Source organism: Drancourtella sp. An57 (genome assembly GCF_002161525.1).
Classification (GTDB): Bacteria; Bacillota; Clostridia; order Lachnospirales; family Lachnospiraceae; genus Sellimonas; species Sellimonas catena.
Genome location: NZ_NFHY01000020.1, coordinates 1 through 17,698, shown reverse-complemented (window position 1 = coordinate 17,698; position 17,698 = coordinate 1). Strand labels below are relative to the sequence as shown.

General features: G+C 46.6%; 17 protein-coding genes and 1 riboswitch. Of the genes, 11 read left to right on the top strand and 6 right to left on the bottom strand.

Translation table 11 applies throughout. The features are described 5' to 3' along the window. Positions 1-15: 15 nt before the first annotated feature. The 6 genes from B5G11_RS14050 to B5G11_RS14025 form a co-directional block, all read right to left on the bottom strand. Positions 16-714 (bottom strand): phosphatase PAP2 family protein, encoded by a 699-nt coding sequence (locus B5G11_RS14050; protein ID WP_087254925.1) that lies wholly within the window; start codon positions 712-714, stop codon positions 16-18. 46 nt (positions 715-760) lie between these two features. Then, positions 761-2,098, bottom strand: coding sequence for a DUF5067 domain-containing protein (locus B5G11_RS14045; RefSeq protein WP_087254922.1), 1,338 nt, complete (start codon positions 2,096-2,098; stop codon positions 761-763). A gap of 120 nt (positions 2,099-2,218) precedes the next feature. Continuing rightward, the gene (locus tag B5G11_RS14040) at positions 2,219-3,136 is read right to left on the bottom strand and encodes a diacylglycerol kinase family protein (protein ID WP_087254919.1); all 918 of its coding nucleotides are present in this window, start codon (positions 3,134-3,136) and stop codon (positions 2,219-2,221) included. 92 nt (positions 3,137-3,228) lie between these two features. Beyond that, positions 3,229-4,968 (bottom strand): [FeFe] hydrogenase, group A, encoded by a 1,740-nt coding sequence (locus B5G11_RS14035; RefSeq protein ID WP_087254916.1) that lies wholly within the window; start codon positions 4,966-4,968, stop codon positions 3,229-3,231. Then, positions 4,962-6,794, bottom strand: a complete 1,833-nt coding sequence (locus B5G11_RS14030) for an NAD(P)-binding protein (protein WP_087254914.1) — start codon at positions 6,792-6,794, stop codon at positions 4,962-4,964. Before B5G11_RS14030 ends, B5G11_RS14035 begins: the two co-directional genes overlap by 7 nt. A 333-nt stretch (positions 6,795-7,127) precedes the next feature. Then, a complete protein-coding gene (locus B5G11_RS14025; RefSeq protein WP_087168643.1) occupies positions 7,128-7,736 on the bottom strand; it encodes a TetR/AcrR family transcriptional regulator in 609 nt (202 codons plus the stop codon). Between the two features lie 149 nt (positions 7,737-7,885). Between B5G11_RS14025 and B5G11_RS14020 the strand changes: the two genes are divergently transcribed. The 11 genes from B5G11_RS14020 (at position 7,886) to ispD (ending at position 17,529) form a co-directional block, all read left to right on the top strand. After that, complete coding sequence (locus B5G11_RS14020) at positions 7,886-10,045, top strand: Tex family protein (RefSeq protein ID WP_087254912.1); 2,160 nt, start codon at positions 7,886-7,888, stop codon at positions 10,043-10,045. 83 nt (positions 10,046-10,128) lie between these two features. Further along, a riboswitch (FMN riboswitch) is annotated at positions 10,129-10,248 on the top strand. 162 nt (positions 10,249-10,410) lie between these two features. Then, a complete protein-coding gene (locus B5G11_RS14015) occupies positions 10,411-11,046 on the top strand; it encodes an ECF transporter S component (RefSeq protein ID WP_087254909.1) in 636 nt (211 codons plus the stop codon). 151 nt (positions 11,047-11,197) lie between these two features. Next, positions 11,198-11,746 carry a YcxB family protein gene (locus tag B5G11_RS14010; RefSeq protein WP_158099297.1) on the top strand — a complete coding sequence of 183 codons (549 nt, stop codon included), beginning with the start codon at positions 11,198-11,200 and terminating at the stop codon, positions 11,744-11,746. Between the two features lie 12 nt (positions 11,747-11,758). Then, entirely contained in the window at positions 11,759-12,190 is a 432-nt protein-coding gene (gene tsaE / locus B5G11_RS14005; protein ID WP_087168639.1) for a tRNA (adenosine(37)-N6)-threonylcarbamoyltransferase complex ATPase subunit type 1 TsaE, read from the top strand. 2 nt (positions 12,191-12,192) lie between these two features. Beyond that, positions 12,193-13,278: a tryptophan--tRNA ligase gene (trpS, locus tag B5G11_RS14000; protein WP_087254903.1), complete on the top strand. Its 1,086-nt coding sequence runs from the start codon at positions 12,193-12,195 to the stop codon at positions 13,276-13,278. Between the two features lie 13 nt (positions 13,279-13,291). Next, complete coding sequence (gene tsaB, locus B5G11_RS13995) at positions 13,292-14,011, top strand: tRNA (adenosine(37)-N6)-threonylcarbamoyltransferase complex dimerization subunit type 1 TsaB (protein ID WP_087254900.1); 720 nt, start codon at positions 13,292-13,294, stop codon at positions 14,009-14,011. Then, the gene (gene rimI, locus B5G11_RS13990) at positions 13,998-14,471 is read left to right on the top strand and encodes a ribosomal protein S18-alanine N-acetyltransferase (RefSeq protein ID WP_158099296.1); all 474 of its coding nucleotides are present in this window, start codon (positions 13,998-14,000) and stop codon (positions 14,469-14,471) included. The genes tsaB and rimI overlap by 14 nt, the downstream gene beginning before the upstream one ends. Positions 14,472-14,527: 56 nt before the next feature. Continuing rightward, positions 14,528-14,752, top strand: coding sequence for a hypothetical protein (locus B5G11_RS13985; RefSeq protein WP_343215518.1), 225 nt, complete (start codon positions 14,528-14,530; stop codon positions 14,750-14,752). 103 nt (positions 14,753-14,855) lie between these two features. Next, the gene (locus B5G11_RS13980) at positions 14,856-15,767 is read left to right on the top strand and encodes a ribonuclease Z (RefSeq protein ID WP_087168634.1); all 912 of its coding nucleotides are present in this window, start codon (positions 14,856-14,858) and stop codon (positions 15,765-15,767) included. A gap of 13 nt (positions 15,768-15,780) precedes the next feature. Next, the gene (gene tsaD / locus B5G11_RS13975) at positions 15,781-16,809 is read left to right on the top strand and encodes a tRNA (adenosine(37)-N6)-threonylcarbamoyltransferase complex transferase subunit TsaD (protein ID WP_087254894.1); all 1,029 of its coding nucleotides are present in this window, start codon (positions 15,781-15,783) and stop codon (positions 16,807-16,809) included. A gap of 15 nt (positions 16,810-16,824) precedes the next feature. Then, positions 16,825-17,529: a 2-C-methyl-D-erythritol 4-phosphate cytidylyltransferase gene (ispD, locus tag B5G11_RS13970; protein ID WP_087168632.1), complete on the top strand. Its 705-nt coding sequence runs from the start codon at positions 16,825-16,827 to the stop codon at positions 17,527-17,529. The last annotated feature ends 169 nt before the right edge of the window (positions 17,530-17,698 follow it).

The following is a 17,698-nucleotide window of genomic DNA, read 5'->3' as shown; positions in this document are numbered from 1 at the left end:
TTTATTTCGGGTTTATTAATCACCCATGGCTTTTTTAACAGAATGCTTTGTGACTTTCGGGCGGAATACCTTTCTGGATTCTCTGACGTATACGACCGGATAAAGCAGAGTTGCCATGCAGCCTGCCAGTGTCACATCGATTACGGAATGCTGCTTTAAAAACATCGTGGCAAGGATGATGGATATTCCGAGAATCAGAGATCCGTAATGGATCACCTTGCGGCTCGAAAGTGTTTTGTTGTGTGAGATGGCAATGCAGACACCGATAGAGTTAAATACGTGAATACTTGGAAGAACATTTGTCGGAGTGTCTGCCTTGTACAGCGTTTTGACCATATCCACAAAAATATTGTCCCGCTCGAATTGAACCGGGCGAAGATCAAGACCGTTTGGATAGAGGGTCGAAATAATTAAAAATATGGTCATTCCGGTAAAAAGGAAAGCGGCCATTTTGTAAAATCCGGATACATCGTGAAAGAAGAACCAGAGAAAAGTGACCGCAATAAACGCAAACCACAAAAGATACGGGACGATAAAATACTCTATAAAAGGAATATAGTCATCGACCGCTGCGTGAATCACGTGAAAATCGGAATTTGCTGTTACGTGTTGCTCAAGATAGTAAAACCAGGGTAAATAAAGAAAAATATACAAAAATACCCAGGCATGTTTATATCGGTAAATCAAAGCTTTGCATTTACTTCTTGAAAACATTCGGATTTCTCCTTTTAACGAAAATGATGAAAGTAAGTGAACCGGATTAATCCAGATTCAATGTTGTCTCAGCTATATTACTGTTTGAACCGAAAGTTTCATAAAGCTGAAGAGTCACATCGGACTGATCAAGAAGAATAAAGGAGGTGCACACACGCACGCTGTCGCCCTGACTGACTTCTGCGCTTTCATTTTCTGACAGTGGTTCATCCGAGACAATCGTAGGATCCAGAGTGGTATCATCCTGCAGTGCCTTGAAAGTAACGGCAACAGATGGAACCAGGGTTTCGGAACCTTTATTTGTAATTGTGTAATAAACCATAAGAGCCTGTTCGCCCTCATAATCTGTTCCGATATCAGATTTTTCAAATGAGACGGTAAAATCATCCGTGGTCAGACGAAGATTTTTACCGGAACTTGCCGAACTCTGCGGAACCACATACTGAGCCACATAGTAGGCACCGGCTGCAACCGCAACTGCAACGATGAAAACAAGTACCCGGAGGGCAACATGGATCTCTTTGGCACAGCCAAGTGCAAAGAGCAGAAATGCTCCAAACAAAGCAGACACAAAGAGCAGAATCTGTACAGTCATGACAGAACCCGGGATAAAGAATCCTCCTACGGCTCCTCCAAGATAAAAAATACAAGGTACAATAAATGCCGGCACACTGTTCCTGCGGTGAGTAATTAATACCACAAGACCACCGATCAGGAAGCAGACTGCAAGTACCATACCGGCAATTCCTGTCAGTCCCGGCGTATGTATAAAGGTAGTAAAGATACCTGAATCATAAGCCTGGTAAGCAAGAAAAGCGGCGCATAGGATCGATACAATTCCAATCAGAACACGGAAACCACCGAAAACCGGAATTACATCATCAGCTTCCGAGTCATCAGAAGTTTCGTCTTTTATATTCAGCATGGCCTCATAATTGGCCTTCATTTCTTTTTCACGCTCATTCCTTACCTCTTCCGGAGGGATGTTGGAATAGGTCTGTCCTTCCGGTTCTGCCGTTTCTGTTTCAGAAGATTCTTCCTGAACAGATTCTTCCGAAACAGTTTCTTCTTCCGGTTCTTCCGGAGATGTTTCTGTTTGATCGGCTTCTGCCTGAACCGGCTCTTCCTGAACATTTTCTTCTGGAGTCATGCTTGTCTGAGCTTCTTCTGCCTGAATTTCTTCTGTCTGGTTAGTTTCTGTCTGAGTTGTTTCATCTGGCTCTTCCGGCTTTACCGGTGCAGGTTTTTTCCTGCGGACAGGTCTGGCAGACTGAAACCGGTCCAGAGTTTCCTGGCTGAATTTCTTTTTGCAGGAATCACATAAAAAATAGCCAGGAGTTTTTTTGCTTTCCCGCAGTTCATTACCACATTTCGGACATTTCATAGCGTTTCTCCCCTTTTCATTTGTATGTCCATCATCTGATGACAGTCACTATATTATACCATCAGTAAATCTTAGTATACCACAATTCTGTGAAAAGAGATTGAATATTTTATAAATATTTTAAGATACGATCACTTTTAAAGGACAGGCCTCGATAGAAGCTGTAAAACATCGTTGTAAAAAAACAGGTTCGCCGTCTGTATGTACGGGAAGGGCACTGGCTGTATGGATGGAAACTTTTTTGCAGCGGAATAAATGGACACCGTGAAATTTTGTATGTTTCCCGAAAAGCGCGAATGGAAGAGTAAGAAGAAGAGCCGGAGCCTTCAGGCCGGATACGACCAGAACATCAAGTTGTCCGTCGTCCGGCCGGGCATCAGGACAAAAATAAAATCCGCCGCCTTCACAAGGGTGGTTCATCACTGCAGCAAACCATCCTTTTGGAAAGGACACCTCTTTTTCATCATCAAGGACGATATGGAAAGGGCAGGTGGATGTAAGTAAAAGCCGGTGAAGCGCAATGACGGCATAGGTAAATTTCCCGAGATGAATCCGGTTCAGTATCCGCTTCCACTTTGAAACAACCGCTTCGTGGCAGATTGCGGCATCGAAACCTATGCCGGCACTGACTGCAAAACGCCGGTGTTTCCCTTCGTATGACATGGTTCCAACGTCCATGTGTACGGTCCGTCCTGGATTCAGGATAATTTCCAGAGCGCGCAGAGGATCATTTGGGATACCAAAGCTGCGGGCAAAATCGTTGCTGGAGCCGGTTGGGATATAACCGAGTGTAACCCGCTCCGGAAAGCAGATCCCGTTAATGACTTCATTCAAAGTGCCGTCTCCGCCGAGAACCACAAGAACACGGGAAGATCCGTCGGAGGTAAGCTTCCGGACATATGTGGTGGCTTGCCTTTGATATTTTGTGAAAAAGGCGGTATAACAGATTTGGCGCTGTTCTAGCTGAGCCTCAACGGTGTGCCAGATTGTGAGTCCTTTTCCAGAGCGGGAGTGCGGATTGATGATAAAAGTGTACATAATTCCTCCTGAAATTTTCTGAAATAAAAACCGCCTTCGGAGAATGGCAGAAACAGCCGGATCTCCGAAGGCAGAAATAAAATCAGTGCATATTATCTGTCAGAACGAGGCATCGCCCATGCCTGATGATCAGTATGTAACAGCTGGTGGGCACGGTGAGACAGCGGCTGTCCCATAAAGTCCGCATACAGCTTCTGTACATCAGGATTTTCGTGGGAAAAACGAAGTGGTGCATTCTTGTCCAGGAAGTAGAGGCTCTGTCCTCTTTCGTGGGCAAGTTCTTCGCCATCGTGGATGATCTGTCCGCCTCCGCCTACACAGCCGCCAGGGCATGCCATGACTTCCACGAAATCATAATGGACTTCTCCGCGTTTGATCTGCTGCAGCAGACGTCTTGTATTTCCAAGTCCGCTTACAACAGCAGCTTTCACAACGGCATCGCCAATCTGGATTTCGGCTGATTTCACGCCTTTTCCGTCATTGCGTACAGCCTTAAATGCGTCCGGATCCGCATTTCTTCCGGTTACAAGATAGTAAGCGGAACGAAGAGCAGCTTCCATAACACCGCCTGTTACACCAAAGATAACGCCGGCGCCTGTATATTCTTTCATCAGTCTGTCAAATTCCCGATTCTCAAGAGAATGCGGCGGAATGTGGGCAGAACGGATCATGCGCGTCAGCTCACGTGTGGTCAGAACCACATCGGTATCATGGCCGGCGTATTCTTCATAGAAAAGCTCCATATTGCGCTCTCCTTTTTTCGCGACGCAAGGCATGATGGAAATTGTAAAAATACGATCCGGACTTACATTGATGGAATCTGCAAAGTAAGTCTTCATCACTGCGCCAAACATCTGCTGAGGAGATTTGGCTGTGGAAAGCTGAGGCACCAGATGCGGGAACTGGGATTTGATGAAACGGATCCATCCAGGACAGCAGGATGTAAACATCGGACGTAATTTCGTCTCTCCTTTAGTAAAACGTTCCAGAAATTCATTTCCCTCTTCCATGATCGTAAGATCGGCGGAGAAGCTGGTGTCAAACACATAGTCAACTCCGATCTTGTGAAGAGCATCAGCGATTTTGTTGACTGTAGCATCTTCACGTGAAAGACCAAGAGCCTCGCCCCATGCAGTACGGACAGCCGGAGCGATCTGTGCTACTGTGATTGTGTTTTTATCTGCAATTGCATCCCAGACTTTTTCTGTATCGTCGCGCTCGCGCAGAGCACCAACCGGACAATGAGTAATACACTGTCCGCAGAGGGAACAGTCTGCTTCTTCAATCTTACGGCCGCCTGATACATTGACTGTAGAGCGGGAGCCGGTTCCTTCCAGATCCCAGATGTGCAGGCTCTGAACCTTGTCACAGATCTGGATACAGCGCATACATTTGATACATTTTGCGGAATCCCGAATCAGCGGGAAATCCTTGTTCCATGGCTGGCGTTCGATACGCTCGCCGAATGGAAGCTCCAGAATATTCAGGTCGTTGGCAATCTTCTGAAGAGAACAGTTGCCGCTGCGGACACAGGTCGCGCATTTGCAGTCATGCTGGGAAAGAATGAGCTGCACGGTATTACGGCGGTCCGCACGTACCTTCGGGCTGTTTGTATAAAGAACCATGCCTTCCTGAACAGTGTTGTTACAGGAGGTGATCAGGCGGTCCTTACCTTCCATTTCTACTACGCAGACACGGCAGGCAGCGATTTCGTTGATATCTTTCAGATAACAGAGTTTCGGAATGATGATTCCGTTTTGAGCTGCCGCATCCATAATCGTGGTACCTTCCGGTACACAGATTTCTTTATTGTCGATTTTAAGATTTACCATACTTTCTCGCGGCCTCCTTTAAATATTCCAAAACCAAAGTGGTCGCAGCGCAGGCAGCGGTTTGCCTCCTGCTGTGCTTCCTGACAGGTCATGCATTGTTCTACACCGTCAAAGTCGTGGATACGCTCACAGGCTTCCCGCTCAGGAAGCTCAACACGTCCGCACGGTACACGGTCATCCAGATTCGGCTCCGGAATCTCGACATCACAAGTGATTTCGTGATGGTATCCCAGATATTCATCAATATTTGCGGCAACAACCTTTGCGGCCGCGATCGCGCGGATTACGGTAGCAGGACCGGTAGCGCAGTCTCCGCCGGCAAAAACTCCAGGAAGATTGCTGAATCCGCCGAATTTTTCAGCCATGATTTTTCCTCTTTCTACAGGAAGCCCGGCTTTTTCAAAATGTTCTGTTTCAATGTTCTGCCCAATGGCAACGATCAGGGTTGTACATGGAACAAACTCATCCGGAAGTCCGGACGGTTTGACACTTGCGCGTCCTCCTTTGATCTGGCTGATCATCTGCGGTGTCACATAGATACCGCGGATATGTCCGTTTTCATCCGTCTCGATGCGGGAAGGAGCGCGTAATGTGCGGATTTCCACGCCTTCTGCAATGGCACCTTCAATTTCGGCCGGAAGCGCAGTCATGTCTGCGGTACGGCGGCGGTACAGGATGCTGACTTTTTTCGCACCAAGTCTGACAGCAGAACGAACAGCGTCCATGGACACATTTCCGCCTCCGACAATGGCAACTTCCTGTCCGGTAAGATCCGGGTTAATACCTTTTCCTACATCACGGAGGAAACGGACTGCGGACATTACGCCCTCGGCGTCCTCGCCTTCGATGCCGAGTTTTTTATCTGTGCTGGCTCCGATAGTGATCAGGACTGCATCGTAGGAAGCGCGCAGTTCCTGTACGGTGATGTCCTGCCCGATACGGAGACCGTATTTTACTTTGACGCCGGTATCAAGAATTGCCTGAATGTCTTCGTTGAGACGGTCTTTCGGAAGACGGTAGTTTGGAATACCATAACGGAGCATACCGCCAAGTTCCGGAAGCATCTCATATACAGTTACCTGATGTCCCATAAGCTGCAGATAGTATGCGGCACTTAATCCTCCAGGGCCGCCTCCGATGACTGCGACAGTCTTTCCGGTGGAAGGAGCGCATTCCGGCGGAGGTACCTTTCCGGCATAGTCCGCAGCCATCCGCTTCAAACCGCGGATATTGACAGCATCATCGACCATATTACGGCGGCATCTTGCCTCACACGGATGTTCGCAGATAAATCCGCACGTGGTCGGGAACGGATTGTCTTTCCGGATCAGCCGGATAGCATCGGCGTAGCGTCCTTCGCGTACGAGAGCGATATAGCCCGGGATGTCAACGTGGGCAGGACAAAGTGCAACACATGGAACAGGCTGGTTGTAGGTACATGTACAACGTCCGTTCCGGATATGCTCTTCATAGTCTTCACGATAACCGATCAAGCCTTTATAAACCATATTGGCAGCTTCATATCCGATGGCACAGTCCGCGGTCTCCATAATTGAACGGGCGGTACGCTCCATCAGGTCAAGGGTTTCCATTGTAGCCTTTCCATTCAGAACATCTGTGATCAGATGTTTCAACTGTAAAAGACCAATGCGGCATGGCACACATTTGCCGCATGTCTGAGCATGGCACAGTTCGAGGAACGCCCTCGAGATATCTACAGGGCAGAGTCCCGGCGGGCTTGCTTCAATCCGCCGCTCTAAATCTTTGTATAATCCCTCAACGACCAGCTGCGCTTTGCTCGGGGTAGGGAGTTCTAGTCTGCTCATATCTTTTCACCTCACAATTTCATTTTACGAATCACGTATACTTCTATTTTACAACATGTCAGAAAAATACACAATAGAAGTTAAAAAATATACAATGAAATTGGGAAGAATGTACAAAACATAGAAAATGCCTATAAATGAAGAAATATATCAGGATAACCGATTTGATTTTGCAGGGGGCCGGGGATATAATAAAAGCATCAAAGGTAAACAGTTACCAAAGTAAGAATTACAAATTCCCTTCTAAAATGAAAAGACCTTTCAGAAACGCTTATCTGAAAGGTTTTTGCCATTTCTAAACTGTTTTGTTCCCTGACGGGAAGCGAAACCACACTATTTCAGAACACTGTCCAGATATTTCCCGAGTGAACGCTCCATATTTCCGTCAAAGTCTGTATTTCCGTCCCGCAGACACCATTCAAAGACATTTCCGATGACAATCATCCGGATATCGGTGGAGATCTCATCCAGGGACAGGCTGGCAGATACAGTGCCGGCTTCCAGTGCACGAGCCAGGTAATCCGTTACTGTTACGATCGGATAAGGCCGCTTTGTGCGGATGGCCGGATTTAGAGCCTGGTTTTTTGGCGTGTAATAGTTGGATATAAAAGCGACACCGAGCTCTTTGCAGTAGCTGACATAATTAAGATAGACAAGAATGATTGCCCTTTTTGCCTCGGCGGCATTTTCCGGGAGTTCCAGACAGTCCGGATCGATCGTAGGCTGTTCTTCTATATAATAGGAAAGCAGGTCATCTTTTGTTTTAAAGTGATGATAAAAGCTTCCGTTGGATACGCCTGCTTCTTCACAGATGTTTTTGATGGAGAGTGCATCGTACCCTTTCCTCTGAAGAATACTCTTCGCGGCGGAAAAGATCCGGTTTTTCGTTTCAAGAGATTTTTGCTGCTGCTTTGACAGAGTCTGTCCGTTCGTTTCTTTCATAATCAGTGCCCTCCTTATCATCCAAAATATAACATAGGAAGAGTCAGATTTCAAGAAAAACAGAGCAAACTCTGTTTTTATGAAGTTGCGCAGAAAAAGACCTTCCGCTATAATGACAGGGAAGTACTTTTTTGGAAAGGAATCAAAAAATGGATATTATTCAGAAGATTACGGAAGAACTGAATGTAAAAAAATGGCAGGTCGAAGCGGCAGTCGGACTGATTGATGAAGGAAACACGATCCCGTTTATTGCAAGATACAGAAAAGAAGCAACCGGAACACTGGATGACGAGCAGCTCAGAAAACTCCATGAGAGACTTACTTATCTTCGGAATCTGGAGGAGAAGAAAGCGCAGGTGCTCTCAAGCATCGAGGAGCAGGGAAAGCTTACCGAAGAACTGAAAGCTCAGATTCAGGAGGCACAGACCCAGGTGGCGGTGGACGATCTGTACCGCCCGTACCGTCCGAAAAGAAGAACGAGGGCGACAATCGCAAAAGAAAAAGGACTGGAGCCGCTTGCGGCGCTTCTCCTTTTACAGAAGTTGAAAGAGCCGGCGATTGAGGCGGCCAAAGCCTATGTATCGGAGGAAAAGAATGTTGCCTCCCCTGAAGAGGCACTTGCCGGCGCACAGGACATTCTGGCTGAGATGATCTCCGATGAGGCAAAATACCGGACGAGAATCCGGAAGATGACGTTCCAGAAAGGAAAGATTGTTTCAGAGGCAAAGGATGAAAAGCAGGAATCGGTCTATGAGATGTACTATGAGTTTGAGGAAGCAGCATCCAGGATTGCCGGTCATAGAATTCTGGCTCTGAACCGGGGAGAAAAAGAAAAAATTCTGACGGTCAGAATGGAAGCGCCGGAAGAAGAAATCCTCCGCTATCTGGAAAAACAGATTATTCATGGGGATAATCCATATACAGAACCTGTATTAAAAGAGGCGGTCAAGGACAGCTACAGTCGTCTGATTGCGCCGGCCATTGAGAGGGAAATCCGCAATGAACTTACGGAAAAGGCGGAGGACGGGGCCATTGCTGTGTTCGGGAAAAATCTGACACAGCTTCTTATGCAGCCTCCGATTACAGGACGGGTTGTGCTTGGCTGGGATCCGGCATTCCGGACCGGATGTAAACTTGCGGTTGTGGATCCGACCGGAAAAGTGATCGGAACGACAGTGATTTATCCGACAGCGCCGACTACCCCTGCCAAAATCAAGGCATCCAAGGACCTGCTCAAAAAGATTATTCCGAAGTATCATATCAGCCTGATTTCTCTTGGAAACGGAACAGCATCCAGAGAATCGGAACAGTTTATTGTGGAACTGTTAAAAGAAATCCCGGAAGAGCACGTACAGTATGTGATTGTAAATGAGGCGGGAGCATCAGTGTACTCCGCAAGCAAGCTGGCATCGGAAGAATTTCCGAATTTTGATGTGGGACAGAGAAGTGCCGCGTCAATTGCAAGAAGGCTTCAGGATCCGCTTGCAGAACTTGTAAAGATTGATCCAAAATCCATCGGGGTCGGCCAGTACCAGCATGATATGAACCAGAAAAAGCTGACGGAAGCGCTGAATGGCGTGGTGGAAGACTGTGTCAACAAGGTCGGTGTAGATTTGAATACGGCATCTGCTCCGCTTTTATCCTATATTTCCGGTATCTCAAACACAATCGCAAAAAATATTGTGGCTTACAGAGAAGAAAACGGAAGATTTACAAACAGAAAGCAGCTTTTAAAGGTGCCGAAACTTGGACCGAAGGCATATGAGCAGTGTGCGGGATTTATGCGGATCGAAGGCGGGGATAATCCGTTTGACAGGACAAGCGTCCATCCGGAATCCTACGAAGCGGCAGAAAAACTTCTGAAAAAGCAGGGATTCACAACAGAGGATTTAAAAGCAGGAAATCTTGCAGCCCTTCCGGCCACCATCCGCGACTACCGGAAACTGGCAGAAGAGCTTGGAATCGGTGAGATCACTCTGCATGATATTGTAAAAGAGCTGGAAAAGCCGGCCAGAGATCCAAGAGAAGAGATGCCGAAACCGATTCTCAGGACCGACGTTCTGGAAATGAAAGACTTAAAAGAAGGGATGGTTCTGAAAGGAACGGTTCGCAATGTCATTGACTTCGGGGTGTTTGTGGATATCGGCGTTCATCAGGATGGTCTGGTACATATTTCCGAAATCACCGACAAAAAGTTTATCAAACATCCGTTGGAAGCGGTCAGTGTGGGTGATATCGTGGATGTTAAAGTACTGAGTGTGGACCTCAAGAAAAAACGGATTCAGCTTACTATGAAAGGAATCCGGTAAAGAATGCTGCTTACCCTGAATGTAAAAGACAAAAAGGTATTGAATTTTCCAAAAGACTGTTCTATACTAAATGTTAACAGGAAAAAATTCTTCGGGGTCGGGTGAAAGTCCCAACCGGCGGTGAAAGTCCGCGACCTGCCATTGGCAGCTGATCCGGTGCAATTCCGGAACCGACAGTACAGTCTGGATGAGAGAAGAAATGTACGAAGCGTCAGATATTTGTATCTGAAGCAGAGCATCAAACCCCGGAACATATGGTTCCGGGGATTTTTTTGTACATTCCCATTTCCATAAGGGAAACTTTATGGCAGGAAGAGTTTCTTTTCTGAATTGAGTCTATTATTCAAAAAAAGGAGAGAAGAAACATGGAAAACACGCAGAAAAACACACAAATAAGAAGAAGAAGCAGTACGAAAGTCAGATCGATGGCCCAGGTCGGCATGCTTGCAGCGGTAGCTACCGTCCTGATGCTTTTTGAATTTCCGCTTCCTTTTGTACCGAGCTTTTACAAACTGGATATCAGTGAAATTCCGGTCCTTCTTGGAACATTTGCGATGGGTCCTGTGGCGGGAGTTATGACAGAATGTATCAAGATTCTTCTGAATTTCGTGATTAATGGGACTGAAACAGGCGGTGTGGGAGAGATCGCAAACTTCCTGATCGGATGCAGCCTCTGTGTGCCGGCCGGGCTGATTTACCAGAAAATGCATACGAAAAAGGGAGCGATGATCGGACTTGCCGCAGGTACTGTATTTATGGCGCTGATCGGATGCGTGCTCAATGCTTATATCCTGCTTCCGACCTATGCTGCAGCATTTGGAATGCCGCTTGATACGATTGTTCAGATGGGGCATGCATTGAATCCGGCAATTGACGGAGTTGCAACTTTTGTGATCCTTGCAGTGGCACCATTTAATCTGATCAAGGGTATTTTGGTATCGGCAATTCTGCTTTTGATCTATAAGAAAGTCAGTCCGGTCCTCCATAGAGTAAATGAGTAAAAATGACAGAAAATTACTAAACCGAAACCTCTGCTGTGCGCAGAGGTTTTTCTGATCCTGGAAAAATCAGGAGATTCTTCGCAAACTTGCTGTTGTAACCGCGGACAGGATGCGTTATAATTTCAATATTCGGAAATATGGAGGAATACAGATGAAACCAAGTTTTGAAGTGAAAATGACACAGGAAGCACTTTTTGAATTTCTTATGTTTCATACATATCACGGGATCAAGGGAATTTTATACCTCGTAGTGGGAGTTGCCTGCTGGATCGGTGCGATTATAAGTTTTGCGATGGGCAGGGTTTCATGGGGGCTGGGGCTTGTGTTTATTTTTGCAACTCTTTTGTTTGTTGTACCATCGATCTTAAAGTTCAGTGCAGCCAGTCAGTTAAAGAAAAGTAAAATCTACAGCACGCCGATCCGCTATACGCTGGAAAAAGACGGGCTCAGAGTAGAGCGTGCCGGAAAAAATAAAATCACTCCGTGGAAAGATATGTACCGCGTTATGATGACACCGAATCTGGTGGCGATTTATCAGACACCGTATGCGGCATTTATTTTCCCGAACAGTGATATCGGACCGCAGATGGATCCTCTGAAGAAGACATTGCGGACATTGTTCCCGGAGGAGCTGATTGAGGATAATTCCGGTAAGATCCTTCCGTTTCTGTTTTCAAGAAAGAAGAAAAAGAAAAAATAGGGAGGAGACACTATGGTAAGAGAGACATATTCAGAGCAGGAGACGTTTGAGCTCGGAAAAGAAATCGGCGAATCGGCCCAAAGCGGAGATGTCTTTACTCTGGAAGGGGATCTTGGCGTCGGCAAGACGATTTTTACAAAAGGGCTTGCGTACGGACTTGGAGTACGTGAGGATGTTGTAAGTCCGACCTTTACGATCGTGCAGGAATACGAAGACGGGCGTCTTCCGTTCTATCATTTTGACGTGTACCGGATTGGAGACGTGGAAGAGATGGATGAAATCGGATATGAAGATTACATTCACGGTGAAGGCGTATGTCTGATTGAGTGGGCGAATCTGATTGAGGAGATTCTACCGGAAACAAGAATCCGGATCGTGATTGAAAAAGATCTGGAAAAAGGATTTGATTACAGAAAAATTTCTATCAATAAACTGGAGGGATAATAATGTCAAAGATTATATTAACAGGGGACAGACCGACTGGAAAGCTTCATGTCGGACATTACGTCGGTTCTCTGAAAGGGAGAGTAGAGCTTCAGAATTCGGGAAAATATGATGAAGTGTTTATCATGATTGCGGATGCTCAGGCTCTGACAGACAATGCGGACAATCCGGAGAAGGTGCGCCAGAATATTATTGAGGTTGCGCTTGATTACCTTTCCTGCGGACTGGATCCGGAAAAAGCAACGCTTCTGATTCAGTCACAGATTCCGGAGCTTTGTGAGCTTTCCTTTTATTATATGAATCTGGTAACCGTATCAAGGCTCCAGAGAAATCCAACGGTAAAATCCGAAATTCAGATGAGAAACTTTGAGGCGAGCATTCCGGTCGGATTTTTCACCTATCCGATCAGCCAGGCAGCGGATATCACCGCATTTAAGGCAACGACCGTTCCGGTCGGTGAAGACCAGCTGCCAATGCTGGAGCAGACAAAGGAGATCGTGCGGAAGTTTAATTCCGTTTACGGAGAGACGCTGGTAGAGCCGGAAGTTCTGCTCCCATCCAATCAGGCATGTCTGAGACTTCCGGGTACAGACGGAAAGGCAAAGATGAGCAAGTCTTTGCATAACTGTATTTATCTTTCCGACAGTGCGGACGATGTGAAAAAGAAGATTATGAATATGTTTACCGATCCGAACCACCTGAAGGTTTCTGACCCTGGAAAAGTGGAAGGAAATCCGGTATTTATCTATCTGGATGCATTCTGTAAAGATCGTCATTTTGAAGAATTCCTTCCGGAATATGCAAATCTGGATGAACTCAAAGCCCACTATACACGCGGTGGCCTTGGCGATGTGAAGGTAAAACGCTTCCTCAATGAAGTGATCCAGGAGGAACTGGAGCCGATTAGAAAACGGAGAAAAGAATACGAAAAAGACATTCCGGCAATCTACGAGATCCTGAAAAAGGGAAGCGAGAAAGCGGAAGAAGTAGCGGCAAAGACACTCTCTGAAGTGAAGGCTGCCATGAAGATCAATTATTTCGATGATGCCGAGCTGATCAGAGAGCAGGCAGAGCGATTCCAGAAATAGAAGGGGCGTTATTATGCGGATACTGGCACTGGACAGTTCGGGCCTGACAGCAAGCGTGGCTGTTGTGGAAGACGAACAGATCCTGTTTGAATATACGATGAATTATAAAAAGACACACTCCCAGACATTGCTGCCGATGCTTGATGAGGCGGTCCGGATGACCGGACTTTCTCTCGGGTCGGTGGATGCGATTGCTGTTGCAGGAGGGCCGGGGTCTTTTACCGGACTTCGGATCGGTTCTGCGACTGCGAAAGGACTGGGACTTGCACTTGATAAGCCGCTCATCCATGTGCCGACGGTCGATGCCATGGCATACCGAATGTTCGGATGCAGCGGGCTGATCTGTCCGATCATGGATGCAAGAAGAAATCAGGTGTACACAGGAATCTACCGGTTTGAAGAGAAGTTTGAAACAGTAAAAGAGCAGTTGGCGGAGGACATTACCGTCCTTGCCGGAATGCTCAATGAGCTTGGAGAACGCGTTGTATTTCTCGGGGACGGAGTGCCTGTATACCGGGAGAAAATTGAGGAGACAGTAAAAGTGCCGTATGTTTTTGCACCGCCTCATATGTGCAGGCAGAGTGCGGCGGCAGTCGGCGCGCTTGGACTGGTTTATGCGAAAGAGGGAAAGACAGAGCATGCGCGGGATCACAAACCGGACTATCTCAGGATGTCCCAGGCGGAGAGGGAGAGACTGGAACGAGAAAAGGAACAACAACATGATTGCCCGTAAGGCCAATGAAGAAGATGCAGCCCGGATTGCAGAGATAGAACGGGCTGTTTTTTCTGATGCGTGGAGTGAAGATGCAGTCCGGGAGACGATGTGCCAGAAAACGGCGGAAATCTACGTGGCAGAGGATAGGAAAACAATTGTCGGGTACATTGTGATTTATACAGTGCTTGATGAAAGTGAAGTTGTTCGGATTGCCGTTGACGCCGGATTCAGGGAAAGAGGAACAGGAGGCTTTCTTCTTGATACCGTAATTTCAGAAGGTGCATTGAAAGGAACTGCCGTATGGCATCTTGAAGTCCGGAAAAGTAATATGGCAGCACGCGCCCTCTATCAAAAGAAGGGGTTCCGGGATGTCGGAATCCGAAAAGGATTTTACGATAATCCGAAAGAGGATGCGGTTCTGATGACAAGAAGTCTGGAAACCGTTTCCGGTGTACAGGAAGAACGGGACAGACTATAATAAAGGCGTAACAAAAGCGAAACGAAAGTGGAGGGATTTGTATGCGCCGCTATACGATGAAAGAAAGAAGAGAAACAGAAACGATTTTCTGCAACGGGTGTGGAAAAGAAATCAAGATAAAGGATGGCGTAATACGGGAAGGGCTTATTTCTGTAGAAAAAAGATGGGGATATTTTTCTAATAAGGACAACGAGGTGCACCGTTTTGATCTTTGCGAGGAATGCTATGACAGGATGGTTTCGCAGTTTGTGATTCCGGTGGAGAAGGAAAATGAAGTCTGACCAGACAGTCCCCTCCCGGTATGCAGCTGTTCTTTACTGAGAATAAAAGACTTGCTCTTTTTGTGGAAGAAAAGTCAATGCTAGGACAGTTAGGAGAGAAAAAATGCTGGATGTTTGTTTGTTGGGAACCGGCGGCATGATGCCGCTCCCATATCGCTGGCTGACGTCACTGATGATGCGCTATAATGGAAGCAGTATTCTGATCGACTGCGGAGAGGGAACACAGATAGCGATCAAAGAAAAAGGATGGAGTTTTAAGCCGATTGATGTGATCTGCTTTACTCATTTTCATGGAGATCACATCAGCGGGCTTCCCGGACTTCTGCTTACCATGGGGAATGCGGACAGGCAGGAGCCCCTCACCTTGATCGGGCCGAAAGGGCTGGAACGGGTAGTGAATGCACTGCGCATTATTGCACCGGAACTACCTTTTGAGCTGCGTTTTATGGAAATCACAGAGGCGCAGCAGACGTTTGAGATGGAAGGATATCGGATCCGCGCTTTCCGGGTAAACCATAACGTGACCTGTTACGGATATACGATCGAGATTGACCGGGCCGGCAGATTTGATGTAGAACGTGCCGCGAGTCACGAGATTCCTCAAAAATTCTGGCGTTTTCTCCAAAAAGGGGAGACCATCGAAGACGGAGACCGGATTTACACACCGGACATGGTGCTTGGACCACCGAGGAAAGGGATCAAACTTACATATTGTACCGATACACGGCCGACAAAATCGATCCGTGAGAATGCCGAAGGTTCGGATTTATTTATCTGTGAGGGAATGTACGGTGAGCCGGAGAAGGCGAAAAAGGCAGTGGAATATAAGCATATGACCTTTTACGAGGCGGCGAAACTCGCCAGGGAGGCAGAGGTAAAGGAGATGTGGCTGACACATTACAGCCCGTCGTTGACAAGACCGGAAGAATACATGGACGAAGTACGGAAGATTTTTCCTTACGCAAAGGCGGGAAAAGACCGGATGAGCGTAGATCTGGATTTCCCGGAATCGTAATGGAGGTAGGAAGATGAGCGAAGAAAAAGATATTACAATACTTGCAATAGAAAGCTCCTGTGATGAAACGGCAGCGGCAGTTGTGCGAAATGGGAGAGAAGTGCTTTCTAATATTATTTCCTCTCAGATTGATCTGCACAAGCTGTATGGAGGAGTTGTGCCGGAAATTGCTTCCAGAAAACATATAGAGAAAATTAACCAGGTAATCGAAGAGGCACTTTCTGAAGCAAAGTGTACCCTGAATGATATTGACGCGGTAGCGGTGACATACGGACCGGGACTTGTCGGAGCACTGCTTGTGGGAGTGGCTGAAGCGAAGGCGATTGCCTACGCCAGAAACCTTCCTCTGATCGGAGTGCACCATATTGAAGGGCATATCTCAGCAAACTATATTGAGAATAAAGAATTGGAACCACCGTTTCTGTGTCTGGTGGTATCCGGAGGGCATACACATCTTGTATGTGTGGAAGACTATGGAAAATATAAAATTCTCGGAAAAACGAAGGATGATGCGGCAGGGGAAGCGTTTGACAAAGTAGCCCGTGCCATTGATCTTGGCTATCCGGGAGGCCCGAAAATCGACAAGCTGGCAAAAGAGGGAGATCCGAATGCTATTGAATTTCCAAGAGCGCATGTCGGAGACTCGGTATACGACTTCAGTTTCAGCGGAGTAAAATCTGCAGTGCTTAATTATATCAATGGGTGTAAAATGAAACAGATTGAATATAACCGGGCAGATATTGCGGCATCCTTCCAGAAAGCGGTGACCGATGTGCTGGTAGACCATGCCATGATCGGAGTCGAAAACTATGGATTGAAGAAACTGGCGATTGCAGGCGGTGTCGCATCCAATTCTGCTCTGCGCGCAGCTATGGGGCAGGCATGTCAGGAAAGAGGAATCGAATTTTACCATCCTTCTCCGATTCTCTGCACGGATAATGCGGCTATGATCGGAGCAGCGGGATACTATGATTATAAAAACGGAATCCGAAGCGGATGGGATCTCAACGCAGTGCCGAATCTGAAACTGGGAGAGCGTTAGAAAGCAGGAGGAGCCATGAAAGCAAAAGGGATTGCGGTCGTGCTTGCGGCAGGACAGGGAAAGAGAATGGGCGGAACCATTCAAAAGCAGTATATGGATTTGTGCGGGAAACCGGTACTTTATTATACATTGAAGGCGTTTGAAGAATCAGAAGTGATCGATCAGATCATACTTGTATCAGGAAAAGAAGAAAAAGACCAGGTAAGAGAATCAATTGTAGACTTTTATGGATTTCAGAAAGTGACACAGATTACAGAAGGCGGAAAAGAACGGTATGATTCTGTCTGGAATGCGCTTCAGATAGTTGACAAGATGGAAGATAAGGAAGAGAGCTATGTATTTATCCATGACGGAGCCAGACCTCTTGTAGACGATTCTATATTAAAACGTACCTATGAAGAGGTGAGACGAAGCGGGGCATGTGTAGCGGGAATGCCGGTAAAAGACACGATCAAAATTGTTAATGAGAATCTGGAAACAGAAGAAACACCTGACAGAAAAAAGATGTGGATGATACAGACACCACAGGTTTTCAAGGCGCCGCTGATTATAGAAGCATATCGGAAGATGATGGCTGTCCCGCACAGTCATGTGACAGATGATGCCATGGCTGTGGAAATGGTGATGAAGCACCCTGTAAAGATGGTGGAAGGATCCTATAAAAATATTAAAATAACAACGCCGGAAGATCTGAAAATTGCGAAAGTGTTTTTAAAATAAAACGTGTTTGCGCCCTGAGAAGAAAGACATTTTCAGGCCGGAAAAGAAAGTGCTGAAGTGAAAAGTTTAATTCCACTTTGAAATTAGGAAATATGAAAGTAGCAATTACTCTTACAAAAGAAGAGAATTGCTACTTTTTTTATGCTATAAAGTAGAATTCAGTGTTACA